Source organism: Candidatus Andeanibacterium sp., assembly GCF_057143545.1.
In genome coordinates, this window is the sequence record NZ_DBNHSF010000180.1 from 33,611 (window position 1) to 59,468 (window position 25,858).

23 protein-coding genes and 1 pseudogene are annotated in these 25,858 nt (G+C 62.8%); 17 read left to right on the forward strand and 7 right to left on the reverse strand.

Features of this window, described 5'->3' with window-relative positions; genetic code table 11:
• Positions 1-401 precede the first annotated feature (401 nt).
• From AC16XC_RS10810 to AC16XC_RS10825, 4 genes are read left to right on the forward strand one after another with little or no spacing between them, the layout of a single operon-like run.
• Positions 402-1,865 (forward strand): carotenoid oxygenase family protein, encoded by a 1,464-nt coding sequence (locus AC16XC_RS10810; protein ID WP_484034667.1) that lies wholly within the window; start codon positions 402-404, stop codon positions 1,863-1,865.
• A 17-nt stretch (positions 1,866-1,882) separates the two neighbouring features.
• Positions 1,883-2,506, forward strand: coding sequence for a DUF3237 domain-containing protein (locus tag AC16XC_RS10815; protein ID WP_484034668.1), 624 nt, complete (start codon positions 1,883-1,885; stop codon positions 2,504-2,506).
• Positions 2,506-2,967, forward strand: coding sequence for a DUF3237 family protein (locus AC16XC_RS10820; protein WP_484034669.1), 462 nt, complete (start codon positions 2,506-2,508; stop codon positions 2,965-2,967). The genes AC16XC_RS10815 and AC16XC_RS10820 overlap by 1 nt, the downstream gene beginning before the upstream one ends.
• A gap of 32 nt (positions 2,968-2,999) precedes the next feature.
• Positions 3,000-3,959, forward strand: a complete 960-nt coding sequence (locus AC16XC_RS10825; RefSeq protein ID WP_484034670.1) for a DUF8021 domain-containing protein — start codon at positions 3,000-3,002, stop codon at positions 3,957-3,959.
• Between the two features lie 156 nt (positions 3,960-4,115).
• Here the strand turns inward: AC16XC_RS10825 and AC16XC_RS10830 are convergent, their stop codons facing one another.
• The 3 genes from AC16XC_RS10830 to AC16XC_RS10840 form a co-directional block, all read right to left on the reverse strand.
• Positions 4,116-4,571, reverse strand: coding sequence for a DUF3237 domain-containing protein (locus AC16XC_RS10830; RefSeq protein WP_484034671.1), 456 nt, complete (start codon positions 4,569-4,571; stop codon positions 4,116-4,118).
• On the reverse strand, positions 4,568-5,860 hold the full coding sequence (locus AC16XC_RS10835; protein WP_484034672.1) for a flavin-dependent oxidoreductase: 1,293 nt from the start codon (positions 5,858-5,860) through the stop codon (positions 4,568-4,570). Before AC16XC_RS10835 ends, AC16XC_RS10830 begins: the two co-directional genes overlap by 4 nt.
• Positions 5,861-6,015: 155 nt before the next feature.
• Positions 6,016-6,561, reverse strand: coding sequence for a MarR family winged helix-turn-helix transcriptional regulator (locus AC16XC_RS10840; protein WP_484034673.1), 546 nt, complete (start codon positions 6,559-6,561; stop codon positions 6,016-6,018).
• Positions 6,562-6,681: 120 nt separating this feature from the next.
• Between AC16XC_RS10840 and AC16XC_RS10845 the strand changes: the two genes are divergently transcribed.
• Entirely contained in the window at positions 6,682-7,152 is a 471-nt protein-coding gene (locus tag AC16XC_RS10845) for an Lrp/AsnC family transcriptional regulator (protein WP_484034674.1), read from the forward strand.
• A gap of 102 nt (positions 7,153-7,254) precedes the next feature.
• Entirely contained in the window at positions 7,255-8,043 is a 789-nt protein-coding gene (locus AC16XC_RS10850; RefSeq protein WP_484034675.1) for an SDR family oxidoreductase, read from the forward strand.
• Here AC16XC_RS10850 and AC16XC_RS10855 read toward each other — a convergent pair.
• Together AC16XC_RS10855 and AC16XC_RS10860 are read right to left on the reverse strand one after the other, a co-directional pair.
• Positions 8,032-8,547, reverse strand: coding sequence for a nuclear transport factor 2 family protein (locus tag AC16XC_RS10855; protein WP_484034676.1), 516 nt, complete (start codon positions 8,545-8,547; stop codon positions 8,032-8,034). The two genes, AC16XC_RS10850 and AC16XC_RS10855, sit on opposite strands and share 12 nt — an antisense overlap.
• Positions 8,548-8,549: 2 nt before the next feature.
• On the reverse strand, positions 8,550-9,020 hold the full coding sequence (locus AC16XC_RS10860; RefSeq protein WP_484034677.1) for a DUF3237 domain-containing protein: 471 nt from the start codon (positions 9,018-9,020) through the stop codon (positions 8,550-8,552).
• A 72-nt stretch (positions 9,021-9,092) separates the two neighbouring features.
• Here AC16XC_RS10860 and AC16XC_RS10865 point away from each other — a divergent pair, with 72 nt between their 5' ends.
• Entirely contained in the window at positions 9,093-10,676 is a 1,584-nt protein-coding gene (locus AC16XC_RS10865; RefSeq protein ID WP_484034678.1) for a GMC family oxidoreductase, read from the forward strand.
• A gap of 170 nt (positions 10,677-10,846) precedes the next feature.
• Here the strand turns inward: AC16XC_RS10865 and AC16XC_RS10870 are convergent, their stop codons facing one another.
• A complete protein-coding gene (locus AC16XC_RS10870; RefSeq protein ID WP_484034679.1) occupies positions 10,847-12,157 on the reverse strand; it encodes an MFS transporter in 1,311 nt (436 codons plus the stop codon).
• Between the two features lie 125 nt (positions 12,158-12,282).
• On the opposite strand from AC16XC_RS10870, the gene AC16XC_RS10875 reads away from it, so the two are divergent.
• Together AC16XC_RS10875 and AC16XC_RS10880 are read left to right on the forward strand one after the other, a co-directional pair.
• The gene (locus tag AC16XC_RS10875) at positions 12,283-13,179 is read left to right on the forward strand and encodes a beta-keto acid cleavage family enzyme (RefSeq protein ID WP_484034680.1); all 897 of its coding nucleotides are present in this window, start codon (positions 12,283-12,285) and stop codon (positions 13,177-13,179) included.
• Positions 13,180-13,237: 58 nt separating this feature from the next.
• Entirely contained in the window at positions 13,238-14,419 is a 1,182-nt protein-coding gene (locus tag AC16XC_RS10880; RefSeq protein WP_484034681.1) for an MFS transporter, read from the forward strand.
• Positions 14,420-14,449: 30 nt separating this feature from the next.
• Here AC16XC_RS10880 and AC16XC_RS10885 read toward each other — a convergent pair whose 3' ends face one another.
• Positions 14,450-15,145, reverse strand: coding sequence for a GntR family transcriptional regulator (locus tag AC16XC_RS10885; protein WP_484034682.1), 696 nt, complete (start codon positions 15,143-15,145; stop codon positions 14,450-14,452).
• 124 nt (positions 15,146-15,269) lie between these two features.
• Here AC16XC_RS10885 and AC16XC_RS10890 point away from each other — a divergent pair, with 124 nt between their 5' ends.
• The 8 genes and pseudogenes from AC16XC_RS10890 to AC16XC_RS10925 all read left to right on the forward strand — a co-directional run.
• Positions 15,270-16,982 (forward strand): CocE/NonD family hydrolase, encoded by a 1,713-nt coding sequence (locus AC16XC_RS10890; RefSeq protein ID WP_484034683.1) that lies wholly within the window; start codon positions 15,270-15,272, stop codon positions 16,980-16,982.
• Between the two features lie 143 nt (positions 16,983-17,125).
• On the forward strand, positions 17,126-19,762 hold the full coding sequence (locus tag AC16XC_RS10895) for a TonB-dependent receptor (RefSeq protein WP_484034684.1): 2,637 nt from the start codon (positions 17,126-17,128) through the stop codon (positions 19,760-19,762).
• Between the two features lie 69 nt (positions 19,763-19,831).
• Positions 19,832-20,917, forward strand: coding sequence for a CapA family protein (locus tag AC16XC_RS10900; protein WP_484034685.1), 1,086 nt, complete (start codon positions 19,832-19,834; stop codon positions 20,915-20,917).
• A gap of 17 nt (positions 20,918-20,934) precedes the next feature.
• Positions 20,935-21,366 (forward strand): TRAP transporter small permease, encoded by a 432-nt coding sequence (locus AC16XC_RS10905; protein ID WP_484034686.1) that lies wholly within the window; start codon positions 20,935-20,937, stop codon positions 21,364-21,366.
• Positions 21,363-22,670 carry a TRAP transporter large permease gene (locus tag AC16XC_RS10910; RefSeq protein WP_484034687.1) on the forward strand — a complete coding sequence of 436 codons (1,308 nt, stop codon included), beginning with the start codon at positions 21,363-21,365 and terminating at the stop codon, positions 22,668-22,670. Before AC16XC_RS10905 ends, AC16XC_RS10910 begins: the two co-directional genes overlap by 4 nt.
• Entirely contained in the window at positions 22,667-23,551 is an 885-nt protein-coding gene (locus AC16XC_RS10915; RefSeq protein ID WP_484034688.1) for a hypothetical protein, read from the forward strand. Before AC16XC_RS10910 ends, AC16XC_RS10915 begins: the two co-directional genes overlap by 4 nt.
• Positions 23,548-25,635 carry a CaiB/BaiF CoA-transferase family protein gene (locus AC16XC_RS10920; RefSeq protein WP_484034689.1) on the forward strand — a complete coding sequence of 696 codons (2,088 nt, stop codon included), beginning with the start codon at positions 23,548-23,550 and terminating at the stop codon, positions 25,633-25,635. Before AC16XC_RS10915 ends, AC16XC_RS10920 begins: the two co-directional genes overlap by 4 nt.
• A 29-nt stretch (positions 25,636-25,664) precedes the next feature.
• Positions 25,665-25,858 (forward strand): annotated as a pseudogene (locus AC16XC_RS10925) (2-hydroxyacyl-CoA dehydratase subunit D); the annotation flags it as partial.

The window sequence follows — 25,858 nt, forward strand, 5'->3', positions numbered from 1 at the left end:
TCCGTGGCCGCCGCTGCTTGGACCGCCTCGCCCTACTTGACCTCCAACTGGAAGGGTCCCTTTTGATCGGCCAGGCTTGACCTGGTCGAGCTCATGAAAGGCCAAGGCAAAGATAGTGAAATGCGATCGGCGAACGTTGCTTGGAGGTGCAGGGGCGATATTGCTGTTTGCCCGCGCCCCCAGCGCGAAGGCTGGCATCTCGACACTCGGCGGCACGCCACCAAGGCTGACCTTTTTTGCAGACCGCCCGATGATCGATCCATCGGGCCGCCTTCCAATCTATATACCGCCCGAAGCCCATCGCGGCGCCGCGGCTATCGGACGCCTCAGCGAGCAGGAATGGCGCAGCCTGAACCCGTTTGCCTAGCCGCCGGCAAGCGCGCACACGACGGAGAATCACCATGGTAGATATCTTCTCCAGTCCCGAAGCCCGCGGTTTCTTCGCGCCCTTGCGCTTCGAGGCCGAAGTCCAGGATTGCGAGGTCGAAGGGACGATACCGTCGGACATGGACGGGGCGTTCGTGCGGGTAGGTGGAGAATGGTTCTATCCACCAAAGTTCCCGGACGACGCGATCCTGCATGGCGACGGCTATATCAGCAGTTTCAGGATCAAGGACGGGCGCGTTTCCTACAAGGGCCGGTTCGTCAACACGCCGCGCTTTGCCACTAATCTCGAGGCGGGGCGCCAGCAATTCGGCTACTATCGCAACCCCTTCACCAATGACGCGGCGGTCAAGGGCGTGAACGGGACGGTCTCCAACACCTCGCCACTGATCCACGGCGGCAAGCTCTTCTCGCTCAAGGAAGATGCGCACCCGATCGAGATAGACCCGGTGACCCTGGAGACCATCGGGCTGTACGACTACGGCGGCGATTTCAAGAGCGAAACCTTCACGGCCCATCCGAAGATCGATCCGGTAACCGGCGAGATGATCACCTACGGGTACGAAGCAACCGGACTCGCGAGCGACGACATATTCGTCTATTTCATCGACAGGACCGGCAAGGTCACTCGCGAGATCCGGGTCAAGCAGCCCTATGTCTCGCTGATACACGACTGCGCGGTGACCCAGGACCACATCATCCTGCCGTTTGCCTGCTACATCACCAGCATGGAGCGCCTGCAGGCAGGCAGGATCCACTGGGGCTGGGACAAGCAGCTCCCCAGCATGATCGGAATCATGCGCCGCGACGGCGACGGATCCGACCTGCGCTGGTTCAAGGGTCCCGAACGCTGCATGATGCACACGCTCAACGCCTATAGCGAAGGCAACAAGGTGGTGCTCTATGCGCCATTCTACGACGGCAACTTCTTTCCCTTCTTCCCCAATGTCGATGGCTCGCCTTGGGATCCGACCAAGGCGGTTTCCTATTTCCGCAAGCTGACCTTTGACCTCGACAGCGCGAGCGAGGGCTGGGAGGAAGAAATCGTTTTCCCGACCCGGATCGGCGATTTGTGCAAGCCCGATCCGCGCTACATGACCCTGCCGACCCGCTATGGATTTACGAGCTTCGCAGATCCCACCCGTCCGTTCGACGAGGCGCGCGCAGGCAATGCCGGCGGCCGCGTTTCCAACACATATGGCCGGTTCGATTTCCATACCGGTGAGATCGATCGGTACTTCGTCGGCGACACGCACAGCCTTCAGGAATGCAGCTTCGTACCGCGCCGCGGCAGCACCGAGGAGGGCGACGGCTACCTGATCGGTACCGCGTCCAACTTCGCCGAGATGCGCACCGAACTGATCATCGCCGATGCGCAGCGCCTTTCCGAAGGCGATATCGCGCGCGTCTACCTGCCTTTCCGTGCGGGAACACAGGTCCATGGCACCTGGTGCGATGCCGAAGAGCTCGGCCTGGTCTGAACAAAGGGGAATTGCCCATGATCGATCGAAGGGAAGCCATCCGGGCATTTGCCGCAACCGGGGGAGCCGTGCTTGCCGCGCGCAGTGCTTCTGCCGGTGCACACCCGATACCCGATCCGGGCAAATTGCCGCCAGTGCGCGACTTTGGCGGGCTGCAGACGCGCTACGCCTTTTCCGTCAGCGTCTTCTTCAAGGAGCGGATCATGATCGATGCGCCCTATCGCCGCGCATTCGTGCCGGCGATCGGCGGCGAGATCTGGGGTCCGCGGCTTACCGGTATCGTCGTTCCCTATGGTGGGGCGGATTTTGGCGGCGGCGGCGGTCCGCTCGACGCGCACTACATGTTCCGCGCCGACGATGGCACACCGATCTACATCAACAATCGCGGTTACATGAAGCGCGTCGGCGCGCCTGCCAGTGTCGAGCGGTCGGAAGCGCCGACCAATCCCGATGGCAGCTTCAGCCAGGATTTCATCGCTCCGCCGGACAGCGACGTGCCGCTGCGGATGCGGACATCGCCATTCTTCGAGGCGCCCTCGGACAGCGCCCATGCGTGGATGAATTCAACCCTGTTCATTGGCCACGGCCTCCGCCGGACCGATCCCGACCGCACGGTCTTCACCTATTACGAGGTGCTGTGATGCTGGAGCGCGAATTCTCCGAAGCGATAGACCATGGCGAGGAATACATCGCCGATGTCGGCTTTGAACCTGCCTTTGCCGTCACGATCGAACACGAAGTGGCCGAGCCCGTTGCCGGGCCGTCGGGAACACGGCTGTTCCGCAAGATCACCGGCGGCGATATCGGGGGCCGCCTCAAGGGCACAGTCTATCCCCATGGCGCGGGCGAATATTCGCTGCTGCGCCCCGACGGCGTTACCGAAGTCAGTACCCACGTGGTCCTGCGCGGTGAAGACGGGCAGTGGTTCTATCTCTACAACATGGGCTATGCCCGCCCCGATGGCTATTATCGCGTGACGAGCTGGGTCGATGCCGATGTCCGCGGCGATCTCGATTGGGTCGCCGGCCTGTTCTTCATTGGCACCGGGAAATTGGCGGCGGACGGCCGCAGCACGACGATCAGGTATTTCGAGGTTACTTGAGCCGGGCCCAGGCTCACGGAGAGGAGAGGATCATGCGCAAGTTCATCGCGGCCGGCCTCATGGCGTCGGCTATGGCCCTGGCCGCCTGTTCGGCCGAGAGTGGCCCGCAGGACACTGCCGATGTCAACCTTTCCGCCGAATGCGACAAGGCATGCCTGGAAGGAATTGCCGCGCAATATCGTGCCGCCTACCTTGCCCATGATCCGGCCCAGGCGCCCTTTGCCGAGAATGTTCGCTATAGCGAAAACAATGTCGAGATGCCGTTTCCCGACGGGACGTGGGACACAGTCACGGAGGATGTTGGCCCTGCGCTGATCATGTCGGATCCCCGCTGGGGCGCGGTTGCGATCTTCACCCCGATCCGCCAGCGCGAGATCGAAGGCTATCTCGGCGCGCGGCTCAAAGTCGAAGGCGGCAAGATCACCGAGGTCGAGCACATCATTTCGACCCGCCGCAACCTCTCCAGCCCGCCGACGCCGATCGCTCCGCTCGATCAATACGAGCTCGATCCGTTGCTCGACCAGGTGGTGCCGGCAGACCAGCGGGCAACCCGCGAGCAATTGGCGGCCCACGCCAATGGCTATTTCGATACGCTCCAACTCAATGACGGGGAAATCCGCGGCACCTGTTTCAAGCCCGAGGCTATCCGGCGCGAGAACGGCCTGCTGTTCACCGACATCAAGGGCGGTTTCGAGTCCGGACGCTATTACTTCAACAACCGCGTTCGCCGCGAAGTCCTGCTCATCGACGAGGAACGCCAGATCGCGCTGGCCCGCGGATTCATCGACCACAAGGGGGTACTCGATACCTATAAGCTGACCGATGGAACCGAAGCCAAGTCGATCTTCCAAGAGCCGCAGAGCTGGGGCCTGCTGGAAGCCTTCAAGGTCAATGACGGATGCATTTCATCGGTCTTGGCGACCTTTTATCAGGCACCTTATTATACCGTTTCGCCTTGGGAAACGCGCCAGGAACCGGACGGACTGCATTAGCGGCAGAGAGCCGGGCGCTATTGGCTGTTGAGTCGGCCCTTACGCCGTCACCGGTGGCCCACCACCTGGCCTGAATGGGGTGGGGCGGTGGACGGACGCATGGTGCGGAGTCGGAGTGCCGAGCTTCACAGATGCGTAAACCGCGGAAGCGTGATTTCAGCCTACGCGATAGACCGCCAGCGTGACTGTCGAGCCCACTTTTCCTCCGGCTGCGACGAAGAGCGAACGATTGACCCATTCATAGGCGGAATGCCCGCTTTCGAGGCGGATCGCCGTGCGCATGTAGTATTCGGATGGCGGCACTGCCTCGCCCGCGGAAATGCGCGCCGCAACTTCGGGAGAGGCATCGCGAATGCCGCGGCTGACCACTTCTATGATCGCGCCGTCGCCGGTCTCCATCGCATAGCGTGCATCGAGCTCGGCTACTCCATTTTTCAGGACAGTCTGCCAGTCCGCTCCAATGTCGAGGATCCGGCCCTGCAAGAGCGGCCCGCTCACGGTTCCGCCGACGATCGGGATTATCCGCCTGGTTCCCGGGCCGCATTCGCCCATCTCACGCGGAGGAGATAGCTCGACCACCAGATCGCAGGCGTGCTCCAGCTGCGGTGTCATGCGTCGATCTTGGCTACTTTCGCGCCCTGGGGAATGGTGGGTGGAGCGGCATTGAGCTGGTCCTTCGCGAAGCCTGCTGCCTGTTGGTAGGCGAGCATGAATTTGGCGCGTTCGTCAGCCGGAATCACGTCGTCGATGTTTTCGAATTCGCCGCCACAGCGATCTTCGACCATATTCAGCAGCCCGAACGGCCCGGCCCCGCGATTGCGCAAGGCGATCTGGCCGATCGGTCCACACAGCTCGTCGTCATAGGCCTTCAAGCTCGCCTGGCTGGCTCCGTGTGCGAGCATGATCCGGCCGATCACGCGCGCATCGATGATCGCTTGCGAAGCGCCGTTTGAGCCGGTCGGATACATCGGATGCGCTGCGTCTCCCATCAGCGCGACCGGGCCATCGACCCAGCTCGGCACCGGATCGCGATCGATCATCGGATTCTCGAAGGCGATCTCGGATCTTGCCAGCAGTTCGGGCAGATCGAGCCAATCATAGACAAAGTCTTCGAACTCATGGGCGAAATCCGCCAGTTCGGCGCGCCGGAACCATCCCGACTTGGTCCAGTCGTGGTCGGTATCGTAGGTCTTCTCGGCGATCCAGTTGATGTCTGCCAGTCCCTGACCGTCAGGATGCGAGATCGGATAGAACACCACGCGGTGGCGGCTCGTGCCGAGACCGATGAACGACGAGCCGGTGCGGATCGGGACTCCGCGTGCCGTACCGCGCCACATGATTGTCCCGCCCCAGTGGATCGGCGGTTGCGCGGGATGCATCTGGGCCCTGACGGTCGAATGAATCCCGTCTGCCCCGAACAGGAGAGTTCCATTGAACTCGCATTGGCTGTCATCCGGCATCCGCACCAGCGCGGTCGCGGTTCCGTCAGCCTGTACGCGATAGCCGGTTACCTCATGGCCGAGCTTGACCGCGTCCGGGCCAAGCCGCTCGATAACCTTGCGGTAGAGCATCAGATGGAACTTGCCGCGATGGACCGCATATTGATGCCAGTTGTAGCCCGCGAGCTTGCCGCGCGGTTCGGAATGGATGTCCTTGCCGTTGAGTCCGACCAGCGCCCATTCGCGCGCGGGGATTCCGACCTGGTCGAGCTCGCTTTCGCCAATTCCCAGGTCTTCGAGTTCACGCACCGCATTGGGCTGCAGGTTTATTCCCACACCGAGCGGTCTGAGTTCGCGTACACTCTCGAATATGGTGCAGGGCACGCCGATCTGCTCGAGCGTCAGCGCCAGGGCGAGCCCACCTATGCCGCCGCCCGCAATCAGGACGTGATCCCCTTGCACCTTCGGCCTCTCCGCGTCCTGTCTCAGATTTTGTGGGTGGTGATCATGCGAGCGTCGCCATCTAGGCAAGTAGGACGGCGGTTGCAATGGCTTGCTCTAGCGATCGTTCGGCTTGTTGCGAGTGTCTCGGTTCGGGAAGAACCCCGGTCGGTTGTTCATTCCGTCGCTCTGAAAGCCTTCCCGGGGCACTCGATTTCGTCGACAGCCTGCTCAACCTGGGAGAGCAGGAAGCTGAAGCTGCCATATTCACCCGCATCAAGGTTGTGCAGGATCCTGGCCTCCATCTCGGCAAGTGGCTGGGTGCAGCACGCAAACAGCTCGAGGCCTGCGCTGGTCAGCTCCAGCACGTGTGACCGGCCGTCCTGAAAATTGGGCGAAGCGGTGATCATGTCCCGTTCCTTCAGGCGGGAGGTCGCTCTGCTCACGGCGACCTTGTCGAGCCTGGTGTATTTGACGATCTTGCGCTGCGTTCCAGGGCCCAGCTCGACCAGGGCGGCAAGTACCAGCCAGTCGCGCATGTCTATGTCATGATCGCTCAAGACGTCACGGAGTGCGATCGCGCGCAGCCGCGAAGACAGGGTGCAGAACCGGAACAGCAGGTGTTGGTGCAGGGGCAGGACGGAGTCCATCGCCTTGGCGGTTGCAGAAATCTCTGCTTGGGCTCTGTCGAGCTCGGCAAGGTTAAGTTCGGTCATATCCATCGCTATCGATCTTCGCTTGAGACAGTTATCGCGTATAACAGTCTTCTGCCGCAAAGTGGTTTCAAATTTGACTGGTTTTTACGGCCTGTTTGAATTCAGATTTCCTGATATACGGATTCCATGAAACATACATATCAAATTGACGAAGTCGACAAGAAAATCCTTACGCTGATCCAGCGCGATGCAACCATCAGCCACGCCATGCTGGCGGACCAGGTGGGTGCGTCTAGCGCGTCCTGCTGGCGCAGGGTCAAGGCGATGGAAGATGCGGGCATCCTGACGGCGGTTGTCCGGCTCGCCGATCCGGCCAAGCTTGGCTACGGAGTAAACGTCCTGTGCAATGTCAGGATCGCAAACCAGCCGGACAAATCCGCCGCTGCCTTCGAGGAATTCACCAGGCGGCAGCATGAAATCATCGAATGCTATTCGACTTCGGGGGATTGGGATTATCTGTTGCGGATCGTCGCTACCGATGTGGCGGATTACAATGCCTTCCTGACCACCAAGGTTTTGCAGCATCCCTCGGTCGCCGCGGCGTCATCGCATTTCGTACTCGAAACGATCAAGTTCACCACGGCCTTGCCGGTCTGAAGCAGCCTGCCGGGTCTCTTTGGTTCGATCGCCGTCATCTGCAACGCGATGAAGTTTTTCCGGACAATGGAGACCTTCCCCAAATTGATCTAAGGACCCCGGATGGACTTGGGAATCAGTGGACGCAAGGCGATCGTCAACGGCGGGAGCGCGGGGATGGGGCGCAGCGCGGCGCGCTCGCTCGCGCAGGCCGGGGTCGAGGTCTATGTCTCGGCCCGCGGGGAAGAGCGGCTGGTGGCGGCCTGCCGCGCGATTGCCGAAGAGACCGGGGCCAGGGTCGTTCCGATCTGCGCCGACCATTCGACGGCCGCAGGGCGGGAAGCGATCCTTTCCGCCTGTCCCGATCCGGACATCCTGGTGGGGACTTGTTCGCCGCCCGCGATGACACCCGACTACCGGGAAATCACGGAAGACCAATGGCGCGAGGCGATCGATATTTCGCTGCTTTCACCGGTCGCCTTCATGAAAGCAGTGCTCGACGGGATGGTCGAACGCAAATGGGGCCGGATCGTCAATATCGCGACGGTGGCCGCGAAATATCCCGGCGAGATAAGGGTCCTGTCCGGCAGCACGCGCGCCGCGCTCGCCAATTACACCGTCGCGGTCTCGAAGCTGGTGGCGAAGCACAATGTCACGATCAACAACCTCCTGCCGGGCATGCATCACAGCGCCTTCGTCGAGCAGCAATTCAACGAGCGCGCTGCGGCCAAGGGAACGACCTACGAACAGGAAGTCGCCGAATTCTCGCGCGAATGGCGGATCGCCGCCGATCGGTTCGGCGATTGCGACGATGTCGGCGATTTCGTGGCGATGTTCTGCAGCCAGCAGGCCAATTACATCACCGGCCAGAGCCTGGTGATCGATGGCGGCGCAACCAACTCAATCTTCTGAGGCGCGGTAAACCAGCCCCGCCAGGGGCGGCGGCAAGGGACGCGCAACCCGCTCTCCCGTCTGGCCGGAGATATTCCCGACAACCGGCCCCGACCAGTCGCGGATTATCCGGCTGGCGATCTTCCATTCGCCCTCCTCGCGGCGGAATTCGTCCTCGTACCAGCCCATGACATTGAGCAGATGCGGCCCGTCGCCCTGGCGCAATGCGACCGCGACATAAGCCTTGCCGCGCGCGCCGGCCTTGCTCGGTTCGAGCATGACATTGGTGACATGGTGCTGCCGCCCGGCGGTGCTCGGCTGGTCGCGCAAATAGGTTGCGAAATGTCGCAATGCGTCCGAACCCTGCCAAACCAGCGGCACCTCGAACGCATCCCATTCGAGCAATCCGTCGCTGGCGAAGCAGCTGACAAAGCCTTCGACGTCGCCGGTGTCGAGCGCCCAGCAATAGCGCGAAACGATATTGCGGATGGCGACCTCGTCGTTTGCAGACAGCGCATCGGCCACGATCAGGTCACCGCGTAGTAATCGAAGAAGGTCGAATCGCCGCGCCGTTCGGCCACCCCGACGAAGATGGTGTGGTTGAGCCATTCGTGCGGCCCGGCCGGCGCCTCGAAGCGCGGGGTGATCCTGCAATAGCTGTCGCCGGGCTCGGGCGTCTCGCCGGCCTCGATCCGGGCAAGCGCCGCTGGCGACGAATAGGCCAATCCGCGATTGTGGATATAGATCGGCGTGCCGTCGTCGGCTGCCATCATATAATGGGCTTCGAACTCGATCAGGCCGCTGTCCCACATCCACGGCCAGTCGCCGCCAGAATGCGGCACGACCTTGCCCGACAGGCGCGGGCCGGTGATGTCGCCGCCCGCAAGGCCAACAAATCCGCGGGTAAAGGCCTTGCCCGCAGGCATGAACCGGGTGCGCGGCCCGGGCTCGAAATCGAGCCGGACGTGGAACGCCAGTTCTAACCCAGGCTTGTTCAAGTCGTTGCTTCCCTCTTTCCCCGCCCGGCAAATGCGCTACGCAGGCCAACCAGTAACGGAGCGGATCGGCAAGTGGAAGAGTTCGACCATATCGTCGTCGGCGCGGGCAGTGCAGGGTGCGTGCTGGCCAACCGGCTGAGTGCCGATCCGAACCTGCGGGTGGCGCTGGTCGAAGCCGGGGGCGAGTGCCGCCATCCGTTGATCGACATGCCGCTCACCTGGATGCAGGCGGCGGCGGATCCGCGCTTTGGCTGGAATTACCTGAGCGCGCCCGACCCCAATCTCGATGGCCGCAGCCAGCCGATCCCGCGCGGCAGGGTGCTGGGCGGATCGTCATCGATCAACGGGACGATGTATATCAGGGGTGCCGCGGCGGATTACGACGCGTGGGCGGCGGCCGGGCACGAAGGCTGGTCCTATGCCGATGTCCTGCCGCTGTTCCGCCGCTCGGAGAATAATTGGCGCGGGGCGAGTGAAATCCATGGCGGCGATGGCGAGATGGCAATCTCGCCGATGCGGCCCGATCCGGAGTTGTTTCCGGCATTCATGGAGACCGCGCGCCGGCTTGGTTTCCCCGAATGCCCCGATTTCACGATTGCCCAGCCCGACGGCTTCGGAATGCCCGATTGCACGATCAGGAACGGCCGCCGCGCGAGCACGGTGCGGGCCTTCATCGACCCTGTAAAGGCACGGCCAAATCTCGAAGTCATCGGCAATAGTCTGGTGCGAAAGGTGCTGATCGAGGATGGCAGGGCGGTCGGGGTCGAACTGGCGGCGGGCGCGAGATCGACAATCCTGCGCTGCCGCGGCGAGGTGATCCTGTGCGCGGGCGCGCTCAACAGTCCGCATTTGCTGATGCTCTCGGGAATTGGCCCTGGCGCGGCATTGGCGGCGCACGGGATCGACCTGGTCGCCGACCTTCCCGGCGTCGGGCAGAATCTGCAGGACCATCCGATCGCCATGGCGCTTTACAAGGCGTCGGTCCCGATCGGCTTCAACCGCGAGATCAGGCTCGATCGGCTGGCGGTCAATTTCCTCCGCTGGCGGCTCACCGGCACCGGTCCGCTCAGCCAGAGCCCGATGTCGATCCAGGGCTTCATTCGCACCGGCGAAGAGCAGGAGCGGCCCGACATGCAGTTCCAGATCGTCCATTCGGGCTATGACGCACGGCCGTGGTTCCCGCTCTGGCGCAAGCCGCCGACGCCGATGTTTTCCTGCGGCGCGATCCTGCTCGACCCCGAAAGCCGGGGCGAGGTGACGCTCGCTTCGCCCGATCCGCAGACCCTGCCCATCGTACAGTTCAATTTCATGAGCGCCGAGGGCGACCGCGAACGTCTGAGAAAAGGCTTCCGCTTCATTCGCAAGTTCTTCGCAACCGAACCTGCCGCCAATCTGGCGGAGTTCGAGCTGGCTCCCGGACCCGAGTCACAGGACGATGCGGCAATCGACGCCTGGCTGCGCGCCTCGCTGATCAGCGCGGGCCATCCCACCAGCACCTGCGCGATGGGCAGCGTGGTCGACAGCGCGCTACGCGTGAAGGGGGTGGAGCGGCTCAGGGTCGCCGATGCCTCGGTCATGCCCGATGTCATCCGCGGCAATACCCATGCGCCGACGGTGATGATCGCCGAAAAGGCCGCCCAGCTGATCGCAGGCTAGATACATTCCGAGTTTGATCGAACCTCTTCGATCCTCCCCTGCAAGGGGAGGTGGCAGCGGCGCAGCCGCTGACGGAGGGTTGTAACCGCCGGCGGGGACACCCCACCACCACCGCCTTTGGCGGCGGTCCCCCTCCCCTTGCAGGGGAGGATCGGCAAAAAGCCTCAATCCTAAACGGAAAGATTCGAGGCTGTGCGCGGCGGGGAAAGGGCGATCACGGGAAGGGCGATTATCAGCAGCGACGCGAGAACCGCGATTGCCAGCGAGAAGCTGCCGCTGCTTTCGACCAGCACGCCGGTCAGCCACGGCCCGATGATCCCGCCCGCCGTGCCGAACATGCTGATCAGGGCGATCGCGCCCACCGGAACTTTGTCGCCGCCGATCCGAACCGAACTCGGCACGGCCCAGAACACGCCTTGCGCGGCGCCGAGGCCCAGGCCGGTCAGGGTGAGCAGCGCGAGCACCGGCCAGCCGGGCGCAAGGAAGGCGGCGAGCAGCATCGCGAGCCCTGCCGCCGCGCTCGGAATTCCGACATGGAGCAGCCGCTCGCCGCGTCGATCCGAACGGCGCCCGTTGACGAGCAGCCCGATCGCCAGCCCAAGCATGGGCAAGGCGCTGAGCGTGCCGATCATGAATTCGCTGCCGCCGATATCGAGCTGGCGGACCAGTTGCGGGAGCCAGAAGGCGAGCGCGTAGGAGCCGGTCATCACCAGCAGCCAGGTCGCGCAGCAGCGCCACAGCCACGGGTCGCGGGCGATTTCGGCAAATCCCGGCGGCGGCAGCGGCGTTTCCTCCTGCGCGCGGAATTCGTGCTTCAGCCAGGCGCGCTCCGGATCCGACAGCCAGCCTGCCTTGGCCGGGCGATCGACGAAATAGGCCGCCGCGGCGAACGCCAGCACCGCATTGGGAATGGCGATGACGAGGAACATGTAGCGCCACGCGGCAAGGTCGAGCGGGTTGGCTAGGCCCAGCAGCCAGCCGCATAGCGGCCCGCCGAGGACCATCGACAGCGGCACCGCGACCAGCGCACCCGCCATCGCTCGTGCGCGCAGCGATGGTGGCGCCCATTGCGAGATCAGCCAGGTCATGCCCGGAGCAAAGCCCGCCTCCCCCATGCCCAACAGGAACCGTGCGGCATAGAACTCGCCCGCACTGGTGACATGCGCCATCCACAAGCCCGACGCCGCCCACACCAGCATCGAGGCGAGCAGCCAGAGCTTGATGCCCCACGCCCTGAGCAGCCGGACATGGGGGTACTGGAACACCAGGTAGGCGACGAAGAACATGCTCACGCCCTGGCCGAACTGGCTCTGCGTCAGGCCAAGATCGGCCGACATCGCGGCCCCGGCATAGCTCACGTTCACGCGGTCGATCGAATTGACGAAAGTCAGCAGGGCGATCGGCAGGATCAGCCACAGGGCGAGCTTTGCCCAGACCTTGCCCTCCAGTGATGTCCTGTCGCTCTCGGCCCCGTCCGTCATGCACCGCTTGTCGTTCAGGCGATGGCAAAATGCCAGCGCATTTGACGCAAGCGGTCTTCGCCGACGAGACGAGTTGCCGATCGTCCGGCAGCGCCCTATCGTTCCGGAAACAAGGGGAGAAACGGATGTTCGCCGGCAACAAGTTCATCATCACGGTGGCGCTGAACGGAGGGATGCAGCAGGATCGCGATGGCGCAATGGTTCCCAAGCAGCCTGCGGAGCTCGGAGAGGCCGCTGCCCGCTGTTACGAAGCGGGCGCCGCGCTGGTGCACGTCCATGCCCGTGACCGCGAAGGCAAGAACTCCGGCGATCCCGCGATCTATTCGGAAATCATCAGGGAAATTCGCGAGCGTTGCCCGGTCCTTGTCCAGACGACCAACGGGATTGGCGTGCGGCGCGATCCGAAGACCGGAGGCTTCATCTGGCCGAGCGACGAGGAGAGGCTCGGGCTACTCAACATCGAACCCCGACCCGACGTGTTCGGTGTCGCTGGTGGCTCGGCGGATTTCTATCATCCGGAGGGCGGCTATCACAAGGAAACGCCCTATGTGAATTCGCCCGAGTTCCTGCGGTCGACCATCAAGGAGGTTTATGCCCGGGGATCCGCGCTGGAATTCGAGATCGTCGAAGCCAGCGTGATCCATCGCCTCATGCGCTATGCCGAAGAAGGCCTGTTCGACAGGCACCGCAAGAACATCTGGCTGCTTCACGGCGGCGGATTCGGCGCGGTACCAGCGATCACGCGCAACCTGCTGTTCAATGTCGAGGAAGGGCTGAGATATTTCCCGCAGGCGATCTGGGGCATGACCTCGACCGGGCGCGACATGTTCAAGATGGTAACGCTCGGCCTATCGATGCAGTGCGATCTCGTGCGCGTCGGGTTCGAAGACGGAATTCACCTGCCCGACGGTTCGGTAGCGAGGCATAATCACGAGATGGTGGCAAAGGCCGCCGAGATCGGCGCGCTGTTCGGAATGGAGCCCGCAACGGTGGCAGAGGCGCGCGAGCGTTTCGGCATCTGAAATGCCATTATCGCTGGCAGAAGATGCGGAGAGTCCGGACCGATTCTCTGCGCAAGCCTTGGCAGCGATCGGCGTTTGCACCGCGATCTACTTTCTCGACGGCCTGATCCACACGGTACTCGGCCCCATGGCGCCCGAGGTCTCGGCAGAGCTGGGACTGGGCCCTGCGGCACTCGGGCAGATCTTTTCGGCGAACCTGATCGGCCAGACTATCGGTCTCCTGGCATTCCCGGTGATTGCCCGGCGGCGAGACCATCGATTTGCGATCATCCTGGCGGTGTTCGGGTTCAGCCTGGCGCAATTTGCCACTGCAATCGCTTGGGACGCATGGTCGCTGTTCGCATTCCGGCTGGTCGACGGAATCTTTCTTGGCGGATGTTTGCCGAGCTGCCTCGCAATCGTCACCAGGATCGCGCCGAAGGCCCGCCTCGGCCTCGCTCTGATGGTTCTCTTTACCGGCTACGGATCGGGAGCAACCGTATCCGGCATTCTTGCCTCGGCCTTCCTCGACAATGGCGGTTGGCGCCTTGCCATCGGTCTTGTCGGGGCAACCTCCGCAGTCACCGCGATGGCCGCAATCGTCTGGCTGCGCGAACCGGGTCGCCGCCCGGGTCCGGCCGAAACGGCCGTGACCGGTTCGCGGACACTGGACGTGGTTACCCCCGGCCTGCTCGGCGGCACCTTGTTACTCTGGCTGATGTTCATCTCGATGCTGACGGTTCAGTACTGCCTTAGTTCATGGCTTCCGACATTATTGGTGGAGGTCGGACGCGACCAGTCATTCGCTGCGCTCTCGGTGACCATTTTCTCGCTTGGCGGGATTATCGCGGCGCTCGGTGTGGGCGTGCTCATCGATCGCTTCGGCGGTACCCTTGTGCTCGGCGCATTCCTGATCATCGCGACGGTCACGCTGTTCCTGGTCGGGCAGTCCCTCGCCACGGCGCCCGGCTGGTTGTTGATGTTGATGTTGGCCACCGGCGGCTTCTTCTTCCTGGGGGCCTATGGCGGCATCAACTACGTGCTGACGACCTATTATCCGGACGATCTTCGGGCATTCGGTATTGGCCTGACCAAGAGCGTGAGCCGTCTCGGGACGATCGTGGCGCCGGTGATAATCGGGTATGGCCTGGTCCTGGGGATCGCCGAGACGACCATCATGTCGCTGTTCGCGATCCCCGCCGCGCTGGCGGCGCTGGCGGTGTACGCGGTGGGACACCTGGTGCGCTCTCGGACGCTTTAGACCCCTGTTTTGCGGCGATCGTATTCCCGCTCAATGCTGGACGATCGGGTCCTCGAAATGGATTTCGCTGTCGAGCTTGGTGAGGAAATTGAGCCCGTTTTCAACGTGCTCCCGCATTGCCGCCTCGGCGGCACCGGCATCGCCTTTCATGATCGCGGCAATGATGACCCGGTGATCCGCCGCCGCGGCGCGCAGGCGCTCGCCGCGATAGAAGGTCTCGAAAACCAGGTGATGGATTGGCGTATTCAACCGCCTGACGACCCCCTTGATCACGAGATCGCCTGCGCCCTCCATGATCAGCGAGTGCCACTTGGTGTTGAGCCCGCCGAACTTTTCGGGCGCGCCTTCCTCGACACAGGCCTCCATTGCGGCAGCGATCTCAACCAGTTGCGCCTTTTCTTCGGCGGTTGCGTTGCGCGTGAAATCCGCGGCGCAAATTCCCTCCAGCGCACCGCGAGCACGGTAGAGCTGGCGCACTTCCGTCATGCTGGGATTGCGCACCGACGCGCCGCGGAATTCCTCGATCTCGACCAGCCCTTCGGCCTCCAGCCGCTGCAGGGCCTCGCGGACCTTGAACCGGCTGCCTCCGGTTTGCCGGATGATATCGACTTCCACCAATCGCTGGCCGGGGACGAATCGGCCGCTGCGGATCATCCCGCGAATCCAGTCGGCGATCTCGACACCGCTGGGCCCTTTTCTTGGCAGCATGTTTTCGAAGTTTGTCACAAAAAGCAGGGCTATGCCGGGACGACAATATTGTCAACAATTTGGTTATCCACTTTTTCGTTGAAGCATGTTCGACACTGGCAAATGATCGTCGTCAATGAGGGAGAGGATTGACAAGGTTCTGTTGGCGATAATCGCCATCGGCGTCGCGCTTGGCGCATCGTCCCCGACTGTTGCGCGCAGCTATCCCGATTATCAACGCAGTTCGATCCATGTGCCCGTCCGCGACGGCACGAGGCTTGCGGTCAATATCTATCGGCCCGCCGATGGCAACCAGGTAGAGACCGGTGAACTCCCCGTCATTTTTGTCTTCACGCCCTACCGGGCGCGGTTCATCGGTCCAGACGGCGAACCCAGCGAGGCAGCGCTGAACGACAGCCTCGCGCTGCGCTCGCTGATCCGCGCGGGCTACGTGGTTGCAGTCGCCGATATTCGCGGCAAGGGCGCCTCTTTCGGCCATCGCCGCGGGTTCCAGGATCGCACCGAAGCGCGCGACGGCCACGACCTCGTCGAATGGCTGGCGGACCAGCCCTTCTCGACCGGCGAAGTCGGGATGATCGGCTGCTCCTATCTTGGCGGAACGACTTTCCATGTCGCCACGACTGCGCCACCGTCGCTGAAGGCGGCGTTCATCGGCGCTACCGATCTCGACAAATACGCGTTCGTCCGCAACGGCGGCATTACCGCGCAATTCAACACGCGTCCGGACGAAGATCCCTCGGTCGATCTCGCCAGCATCCCTGTGGATGCCGATCCCGACGGAGTCCTGCTCAGGCAGGCGGTGGCCGAGCACGCAGCCAACACCTCGATGTCGGGGCTGTGGTATTCGATGCCCTTTCGCGACAGCATTTCCGACCTGACCGGAAACGCCTTCTGGCTCGAAGCCGGTCCCTACACCTATCTCGACACGTTTCGCGCGGCGGACATTGCCACCTATTTCTGGGGCAACTGGCAAGACGAGCCCACCGGACAGGTGATCCTGGGGGCAGCCAATCTGGGCGGAAAGTTCCTCGCGGGTCCGGGCGGCCACTGCCAGACGCCGCCGGGATTCGATTTCACCGGCGAGATCATCCGCTTTTTCGATCATCACTTGAAGGGCGTGGCCAACGGGATCGATCTCGAGCCGAGGGCGACATATTGGGTCGAAGGGCTCGATGGAAGAGGCGGCTACGTCCGCTCAGACGAGCTGCCCGGCGTGGAATCGCGGCCGGTGCCCTGGTTTCTGGATGGCGCCGCGAGTGGGACCGCGCTTTCAGAGAGCGATGGTTTGCTGGTTCCTGCTCCGCCGGCAGCGGGCAGCAACAGCTTCACGGTCGATTACGACCTGCCCCCGCCGGACTATTTCGCCTTCTGGATCGGCCCGATGGACGAGCACGGGCTGAGCTATACCAGCGCGCCGATTGCCGCGCCGCTCAAACTGATCGGTTTTCCGACCGCGCGGCTGACGGTAGCGACCGACAATCCCGCGGCCGATCTGTGGGTTTATCTCGACCTTGTCGAGCAAGGGAAAGACGCCCAGGTCATCTCGTTCGGACGGCTCAAGCTTTTACACCGCAAATTGTCCCAGGCCCCATACGAAACGCTTGGACAACCGTGGCATTCGGGCCTCGCGGAGGATCTCGACCCGCCGGCGCCCGGAGAATCGGTGCATGTCTCGCTGGCCTTGACGCCCATATCGAGGGTCATCCCCTCGGGGGCGCGGCTAAGGCTGACGATAACAGGTGCGGACCCGCGCCAGCGAAATCTCAAGGAAATCCAGCTCGATCCGGCACCCAATATCACGGTGCTTCATGGCGGGCTCGATGCGTCGCGGCTTGATTTGCCGTTGGCCGATTAGACGGAAATTGCCGGCTTTCGATTGCCGGGAACTCGATGGAGGGTAGGATGCTAAAGAGTAGTACTAGGATTGGGCAGTCGCTGCTTCGCGGTGTATCGCTAACGGCAGTCGGCCTGGCCAGCTTGACTTACGCACAAGTTGCATTGGCTCAGGACTCGGAAGACGAGCCGTCGCAGCAAGGCGGCAATCAAGTCATTGTCGTGACCGGCAGCCGCATTTCCGGCGAAACTCCTGTTGGCGCGACGGTGACCACGCTTGGCCGGGAAGAGATAGAGACCGCTGGACAAGTCACGCTTGACCGCATGATCCAGGACTTGCCGCAGGTTTTCGACATCGGTTTTTCCGAGAACTCGCGCGCACAAAATGCGGGCAACGGCAATGCGACCTGGTCGAATTCGATCAATCTTCGCGGGCTCGGGCCCTTTGCGACCCTGATCATCCTTGACGGTCATCGCATGACCACCAACGGTCGGGCCATCAGCCCATCGGTTATCCCGACGCTTGGCGTCGAGCGGGTCGAAGTCATCGCCGACGGCGCCTCCGCGATCTATGGCTCGGACGCGGTTGCCGGGGTGGTCAACCTCATCCCGCGTCGCAGCCTGGACGGAGTCGAAGCGTTCGGCCGGATCGGAACCACCGGCAACGGCGATTTCTGGGAATGGAACGCCGGTGTCGCCCTGGGCAAGGTGTTCGACCGCGGCCAGGTGATGATCGCATACGAGCATGCGTTTCGTTCGAACCTCGCAGGCGCGGACCGCGATTTCAACACATCCGACTTGAGGCCCTGGGGAGGACCGGACTACCGGGTCAACCAATGTTCGCCCGGCACGCTGATCTATGGCGGGCAGAATTATGCACTGCCCGACCAGCTAACCAGTGCAAATGCCAACAGCCTGGTTGCCGGAACGCAGAATCTCTGCGACCCGCAGGCGGAGCAGGACCTCTTCCCCGAGCAGGAATACGATTCGGTCAGCGGCACGCTGACCTACGAGATCATGGATAACGTCGAGTTCCTGTTCGACGGATACTACAACAAGCGCGACTTTGTCCGCATGCCCGGGGTCATCACCCAGACGATTCGCGTACCCGAGACCAATGCCTTCTTCGTGGCCCCGAGCTTCTATGTGCCGGGGTCGGGTGGCTACCAGATTGCCTATAATTTCATCAACGAGAGCGGGCAGGATCTCTACGGAGGATTTCAGGAGAACTGGCAGGTCACACCGGGCGTCCGGGTGTTCCTTCCGTCCGACTGGAAGTTCGAAGGCAGGCTCGGATACGGCAAGGCCGTGGATCGTGCCGATTCAACCGCGGGCCTCAACCTGACTGCGCTCAATGCGGCATTGGCGAGTTCCAACCCTGCCACAGCCTTCGATCCCTATGGTCTTGGTAGAACTGCGGCCGCCACGATCGCCGGAATATTCGATGCCGACGCAACCTTTCCGACAGACGGCGAACTGACCACCTGGCAGGCCGGCTTCGACGGTCCGCTGTTTGCGCTTCCCGGCGGCGACGTGAAGATGGCCGTTGGCTACGAAGGCCAGGATTTCACGATGATCCTGGCGCGAGGACAGGGTACCGAGCGGATCTTCAACCGCAAGGTCCATTCCGGTTATGCCGAAGTCCTGGTGCCGATCTTCGGCCCCGGAAATGCCACTGCCGGATTCGAGGAGCTCGAACTGACCGCTGCCGTTCGATACGACGATTACAGCGATGTCGGCGATACCACCAATCCCAAGTTCGGCCTCAACTGGGTTCCGACCGACGGGGTAAAGCTGAGGGCGAGTTACGGCACGTCTTTCCGCGCCCCGACTTTTCCGGAGATCTTCGGCAACAGCACGTTCCTGTACGTGCAGAATCACCAGAATCCGTCAGGCGGAGCTGCATTGCCGGTGTTCAAGATCGGCTCCGGCCCGAATCCCGACCTGACGCCGGAAACGGCAACGACCTGGACCGTCGGCGCGGATTTCGAACCGGCGGACGGATGGAAGATCAACCTGACCTATTTCGACATCGCCTATGAAAACACGATTGCCGGCCTGCTGTCGAACCTGTCGATCCTGACCTATGCCGACGAATATGCCGGAACGGACGTGATCCTGTTCGGCAAGGAGGCATACGACCGGATCATCGACATCCGCGACAACGGTATCGCCGATACGGGTCCGGTAGCGATAAGGACGATCGGCGGTGCCAGTACCGCATGCCTCGATAGTCCCGCGCCGGACTATTCGAATTGTATCTATGCCGATGGCCGCAGCCTCAACCTGGGCCGTTCAAAGATGCAGGGCATCGATTTCAATGTCGAATACAGGGCCTTTGTCAGCAGCATGGATACGCTGACCTTTGCCTTCAATGGCACCTATCTCACGAAATACGATGTGGCGTTCACTCCCGGAGGCGATTTCGTCAGTTTGAAGAATACGATCTACAACCCGCTGACCTTCAAGGCCCGCGGCGCGATTGCCTGGGATCATGGTCCGTTCAATGCCCGGGCCATGGTGCAGCATGTCGGTGGGTACACCAACGACATCGTGGAACCCGACGAGAAGGTGGATTCCTACACCCTTGTCGACCTGATGTTCTCGTGGCGCCTGGACGAATCCTTCGAACTTGGCGCGGTCGACGGACTCACTTTGGGAGTGGAAGTAAGAAACCTGTTCAATACGGATCCGCCTTACGTGAATTCGCGGCAGGGCCAGAACAGCGGCGGCGGTTATGACCCGACCGTCACCAATCCGATTGGACGCGAGTTCGCGGTCAGCCTACGTACGCGGTTCTGATCCGGGAAGGGCGCAGGCAGGCAGCCAGCGATTGAGACATCGATGTCATGTCGAGCAATATCCATTGTCATGGCCGGCGATCTGGTTCTCGATGAACCGGACGCCGGCAACTGGCTGGCCGGAATTGCACCGGCATTTCGGGAGGCCGATCTTGCCATCGCGCATCTCGAAGTGCCGCATACGAACTGCCGGGCGGAACTCGCCGGCGACGTTCCAGCTCCCGGAGCCCCACCCGGGAATCTCAAGGCAATCGCCCAGGCGGGAATCTCGATGGTCTCGCTTGCCGGCAACCACATTGCCGATTGCGGCCCGCAGGGCATCGCAGACACGATCTCGGGGCTTGACGAGGCCGGCATTCTTCATTGCGGCGCTGGATCCGATCTCGACATGGCTCGCAGGCCTGCAATCGCAGTGGCCGGGAAGAAGCGAATTGCTCTCCTAAGCTATAACTGTGTTGGCCCGGAGGCGGCATGGGCCACCCATCAAAGGGCCGGGTGTTCCTCCCTACCCATCCGCACCGCCGATGGATCACCTGTGTCGCCCCGGGCCAGTCTTCGGGACATCAGCCCGGAAGCCATCGAGATTCTCAATACCGACGTTGCATCGGCACGCAAGGACGCCGATGTGATCTTGGTCGCAATGCACAAGGGCATCGTGCATGTCCCGGCGGTGCTCGCGCCCTATGAGCGAGATATCGCCCGGGCGGCAATCGACGCGGGAGCGGATGTCGTGATCGGCCATCATGCGCACATCGCAAGGGGCATAGAGTTTTATCGTGGGAAGCCCGTATTCCACGGACTGGGCAATGGCTGCGTCGTCACACGGGCGCTCTCGCCGGATCAGGACCATCCCGCGCGCCGCGAGTGGGCGCAAAAGCGCAAGGAAATGTTCGGCTTCGAACCCGACCCTGCCTACACATTCGCCCCGTTCCACCCGGAAGCGCGGAACGCTCTCCTGGGCCGCGTCGAAATCGATGACAGCGGATCAATCCGCGCGGGCATTATTCCAATCGATGTTGTACCGCCCGGGAAGCCGACCATCGCCGACGCTTTGCGGGCGAAGGAAATCTCGCGCTACCTGGAAGAAATCACCGTGGCGGCGGGCCTGGATTCGATCCGGATCGACGAGCGCGGCGAACTGGCGGTGGCCGCATGACAGCTTTTCGCAGTCTGTTGACATGGATCGGGGGTGTGGCGCTGCTGCTTGCCACGCTCACAGACAGCGTTGCAGTGGTCGGGCGATATGTCGGTTTGCCCCTTCGTGGCTCGATCGAGCTCATGCAGGCGATCGTGTTGGTCGCTGCCGCATCGGGGCTCTCGCTCGCGACATTGGCGGCCAATCACGCCCGGGTGAAGCTGGTCGTCGATCGCCTGAAGGGCGGCCTTCGAAATATCGCAGATCGCATATCGGACCTTGCGACAGCCTTGTTCTTTGTTGCCTTGCTCGCGGGGTCTGGCTGGATCGCGCTCGATCTCTGGGGCGCGCACGAACGGAGCGAGTTGCTCGGCATTCCGTGGTGGTTGATCCGCCTCTACGCAAACCTCTGCCTGCTGTGCTGTGTCGGGATCGCACTTCGGCGCGCGGTTTTGGGAGGGGGCAAATGATCGCCACCCCCGAAACCGGCATCGTGGGAATCCTTATCCTGTTCGCACTTCTCCTGCTTGGCGTCCGGGTCGGTGTCGCCTTGGGGCTTGTCGGAATCGGCGGGCTCGCCCTGATCCTTGGGCTGGAACCGGCATTGATCAAATCGGGCGTGGTCGTGATCGACACGCTTGCGCGCTACGAGCTGGGCACTCTTCCCCTGTTCCTGTTCATGGCGCATGTCTTCTTTGCCATCGACGCCAGCCGCGACCTGTTCGATGCCGCCGCGAAATTCCTCGGCCACCGGCGCGGCGGGCTGGCCTACGCTTCGGTAGCAGGGTGCGCCGGCTTTGGGACAATCAATGGCTCCAGCCTTGCGACGGCGGCGACCGTGGGTCTTGTTGCGCTGCCCGAGATGCGCCGGCGCGGATATGCGGACACGCTGGCAACCGGCACGGTTGCTGCTGGCGGCACCCTGGGCCAGATGATCCCGCCCTCGGGCGCATTGATAGTGTTCGGCATCATCGCGGAAGCCTCGATCGGACAACTGTTCACGGCCGCGATCATTCCCGGCATCACCCAGGCGCTGCTCTATGGCTTGGTAATCTTCCTGCTGGTCAGATGGCGGCCCGAAATTGCGCCGGCGGGAGATCGCGCATCATGGAGCGATCGCCTCCGCGCACTTGCGCGGATCTGGGAAATTGTCGTCCTGGTCCTGGTCGTGATCGGCGGCATCGCGTCGGGCTGGATCAGCCCGCCCGAGGCTGCTGCGATCGGTTCGGCGGGGGCACTCGCAACTGCCGCGATCCGGCGGAAATTGAACCTCCCGATGCTTCAGGAGGCCTTTGCGGAAACGCTCAAGACCAGCGGCATGCTCTACCTGATCATCATCGGCGCGCTGACCTTTTCCAGCTTCGTCGGCATCACCGGTCTTGCCGAGGCGGCAGGCGAGGCCGTCGCGGGGCTGGGCCTCGGAACGATCGGCACGCTGTTCCTGATCGGTATCCTGTTGCTCCTGCTCGGCTCGGTGCTGGACGGCCTGGCGCTAATGCTCCTCACCACGCCGATCCTGTTGCCGATCGTCAGCGCCACGGGAATGTCGGCCATCTGGTTCGGCATCTTCATCACCAGGGCGATGGAGATCGGCTTCGTCCATCCGCCTTTGGGGATGAATCTCTATGTCATCCAGGGCGTGGCCAAGGATGTCTCGATCGGCAGAATATTCAAGGGCGTGCTGCCATTCCTGGCGAGCGATTTCCTGCACCTGTCGCTGCTGATCCTGTTTCCCGCACTCGTCTACTGGCTACCGGCGGTGATGGGATCATGACCGTAATCGCAAGCATTGGCCCCAACCTTCCGCAGGACCTCCTCATTGCGACAGGGAGCTATTCCGGCACCCTTCCGTTTAACCCCGACCAGGCATGCCCACGCGCCGGCAAGTGGCTTGAGAGCAAGTTCGCTCCGTGGGCATTGCCGGTGCTCGAAGCCTGGGCCGATGGCGGATACAACGCTTTCGACAGCGTGGTATTCAGTCGCGCCGACGACACATCGCACAGGCTTTACTACTATGTTTGCGAACTGCAGAGGCGGGAGCTGATCGGAGGGCCGGAGGCAATCGTCTTCGACGTGGCCAAGCTCGATCGCAGGTCGAGCATCGAGCGAACGACCGACCAGGTCCGCCGGCTTTCCGCGAAGCTCGGTCTGACGCCAGGACAACTCGAAGCCGGCATCGTTGAAACCAACCAGAAGCGTGGCGAGATGAAGGTCGAGCCAGGTCCCAGGCCGTGTCTCCTGGCCGGAACGCCTCCTCCCGACCGGCGCCTCCACGAGGCCATCGCCAAGGCCGGATTTTCTCCGGTTGGCGAGACAATCACGGAATACTGGTCGCGGCTTGGCACGCCGGTTGCCGAAGGCAGCGGCGATCCGGTTGCCGCGCTGGCGCGCCAGATCCATGCCGAGCCGATCGGTCCGCGCTGCCTCGCCGATCCGGCCAAGCGCCTGGCAGAGCAGATTTCATCGACCGGGGCGCAGGCGGTGGTCCTGTGGCGGATCGAGGAGGACGAGGCCGAAGCCTGGCACCTGCCCGCGCAACGCGATGCGCTCGATGCGTCGGGAATTTCCTATCTGGTCATGACGCGCCGCGATTGGCGCGCAGCAGATGGAGCCGCTGCCGAGATCGGGGCCTTCCTCGAGGGGGTATCGTCATGAAGCCGCTCGCGGGCCACAGGGTGGCGATCCTGGGCGGCATGGCCGAGCGCCCGCTGGCGCGGTTTCTCGCGTCGCTCGGTGCGGAACTTGGCGGTCCCGTGGACGGCGCCTCCTTCGTGATCGACGATATCGGAAGAGAGGGAAGCGTCGTGCCGGACTCAGCCAAGGAGGCGGTCCAGGTCTCGGTGACGACCTTTGGCTCGGGCGGGCCACGATCCGGCTGGCGCGGAAGGGAATTGGTCGCGTCCGCCATGGGCGGCGCCTTGCGGGTGACCGGCGAGCCGGATCTTCCTCCAGTCAAGGAAGCGGGGGACGCCTGCACCTTCCACGCCGACATGGTCGCGGCGGCCGGTGCGATGGCCGCCCATTATGCTCGCGGCACGCACGGCAAGGGCCAGCATGTCGATATTTCCATCCAGCAGGTCGCGTTCAGCCGCAACATCAACGGCGTGCTGGTGTGGCAGTTCGACAAGCGCAAGCTTGCCCGGGCCGGTGGGTCAATCGCATACGGCAAGGTCAAGGTCCGGGCGATCTGGCGGCTTGCCGACGGCTGGTGCTTTCATTCCTTGATGACCGGCCGATTGGGTGCACCGGCAAACCAGGCGCTGTCGGACTGGATCGACGAAGCCGGGATGGACAACCCGCTGCGGGGCGTCGACTGGCTGGCCTATAATCGTTCGACCCTGCCCAACGAGACCCGCGCCATCTGGGAAACGGCGATCGATGCCTTCTTCAAGATGCGGACGAAGGCTGAAATCGCCACCGAAGGGCGCCGCCGCGGAATCAACGCCTGCGTCGTCAATGAGCCGGGCGATGTGCTCGAGGATGCGCATCTCGCGGCACGAGGTTTTCTCGATACGCCATCGGGACTCCCCGAGCGGTTCGTCGCAATTCGCGAGGGCAACAAGCGGACTGCCGCTCCGGCGATCCACTCGGGCGAGCGACCGGGTCCCCTGTCAGGGGTCAAGGTGCTCGATTTCGCCTGGGCCCTGGTCGGCTCGATCACCACCAAGACGCTGGGCGACCTCGGAGCGGACGTGATCAAGATCGAAAGCCGGACGCGGCCCGACATGGCGCGGCTCGATGTCCAGGTCTCTGCCTCCAAGCCCGGCGATTTCGACGACAAGCCATGGTTCGCGCATCTCAACACCTCGAAGCGCAGCGTGACGCTCAACCTCAAGGATCCCCAATCCCGCAAGGTGCTCGATCCGCTCATCGAATGGGCCGATCTGGTGGTCGAGAATTTTTCTCCGGGTACGATGGCCAAGCTCGGACTTGATTACGACGAATTGGCGAGGCGCAATCCCGGCATCGTCATGGTTTCGGGCAGCGTGTTCGGCCAGACCGGGCCGCTGGCGCAGGAATGGGGAGTCGACGGAACCGGCGGCGCGCTCTCGGGCCGCACCTACATGACCGGCTATCCCGACCGCGACCCGGTCATTCCGGGGGCGGTGCCCTATGGCGATGTCATCGTCCCCTATGTCATGGCAGCGAGCGCTGCCGCTGCCTTGCAGCATCGCCGCGAGACCGGGAAGGGCTGCCATATCGACGCCTCGATGTACGAGATTTGCGTCCAGCAGATGCGCGAATTCATCGCCGCGGCCAGACGGGGCGAGCGACCTGAAAGGCTGGGCAATTCCGACCCAGCGGTACCGTTCCAGGATATCTTCCCCGCACTCGGAGAGGATCGCTGGGTCGTGATCAGCCTGTTCGGCGAGAGCGACCGCGCGAAGCTTCTGGCGATCACCGGCGACGATATCGCCGGCTGGACTTCGCAGCGCGAAGACCATGCCATTGCCGAGGCGCTTCAACGGGAAGGAATTGCCTGCGGAGTGGTCCAGGATTGCGAAGACCTGCTCGAGCGCGATCCCCAGATTGCCTCGCGCAATGCCCTGGTGGATCTGGACCATGCGAAGCTCGGACCGTTCGGCCACATGGCGAGTCCGCTGCATTTTTCGCGCGATGCGTTCGTGCCCTATCGCGCGCCATCGATGGGCGAACACAGCCATGCGATCGCGCGCGGCATTTGCGGCCTGAGCGACGCCGAAATCGCCCGGCTCGAGGATGAAGGGGTATTCCATTGAACCCGTCGGCCAACCAGCGCAGCCGCAAGATGCTTGAATGTACGGCCGAGGCGACTGCCTTCCAGAAGGGATACGTCCAGGAGCTGAAGCGACGCGTAGTGGAGGATGGCGAGCCGTTTGCCATCGTCCAGGCCGACACCCCGCACGAGATCTTCCACGCCATGGATATCCCGATCATCACCAATCAGTGGTGGTCGGCCTATATCTCGGCCAAGCAGCTTTC

Bases quoted from the DNA above. Each gene is read 5' to 3' on its own strand.
- AC16XC_RS10820 (WP_484034669.1), top strand. From the start codon at position 2,506: ATGCTGGAGCGCGAATTCTCCGAAGCGATAGACCATGGCGAGGAATAC.
- AC16XC_RS10875 (WP_484034680.1), top strand. From the start codon at position 12,283: ATGTTCGCCGGCAACAAGTTCATCATCACGGTGGCGCTGAACGGAGGG.
- AC16XC_RS10900 (WP_484034685.1), top strand. From the start codon at position 19,832: ATGGCCGGCGATCTGGTTCTCGATGAACCGGACGCCGGCAACTGGCTG.
- AC16XC_RS10810 (WP_484034667.1), top strand. From the start codon at position 402: ATGGTAGATATCTTCTCCAGTCCCGAAGCCCGCGGTTTCTTCGCGCCC.
- AC16XC_RS10920 (WP_484034689.1), top strand. From the start codon at position 23,548: ATGAAGCCGCTCGCGGGCCACAGGGTGGCGATCCTGGGCGGCATGGCC.
- AC16XC_RS10840 (WP_484034673.1), bottom strand. From the start codon at position 6,561: ATGGATATGACCGAACTTAACCTTGCCGAGCTCGACAGAGCCCAAGCA.
- AC16XC_RS10845 (WP_484034674.1), top strand. From the start codon at position 6,682: ATGAAACATACATATCAAATTGACGAAGTCGACAAGAAAATCCTTACG.
- AC16XC_RS10910 (WP_484034687.1), top strand. From the start codon at position 21,363: ATGATCGCCACCCCCGAAACCGGCATCGTGGGAATCCTTATCCTGTTC.
- AC16XC_RS10870 (WP_484034679.1), bottom strand. From the start codon at position 12,157: ATGACGGACGGGGCCGAGAGCGACAGGACATCACTGGAGGGCAAGGTC.
- AC16XC_RS10915 (WP_484034688.1), top strand. From the start codon at position 22,667: ATGACCGTAATCGCAAGCATTGGCCCCAACCTTCCGCAGGACCTCCTC.
- AC16XC_RS10830 (WP_484034671.1), bottom strand. From the start codon at position 4,571: ATGACACCGCAGCTGGAGCACGCCTGCGATCTGGTGGTCGAGCTATCT.
- AC16XC_RS10850 (WP_484034675.1), top strand. From the start codon at position 7,255: ATGGACTTGGGAATCAGTGGACGCAAGGCGATCGTCAACGGCGGGAGC.
- AC16XC_RS10815 (WP_484034668.1), top strand. From the start codon at position 1,883: ATGATCGATCGAAGGGAAGCCATCCGGGCATTTGCCGCAACCGGGGGA.
- AC16XC_RS10825 (WP_484034670.1), top strand. From the start codon at position 3,000: ATGCGCAAGTTCATCGCGGCCGGCCTCATGGCGTCGGCTATGGCCCTG.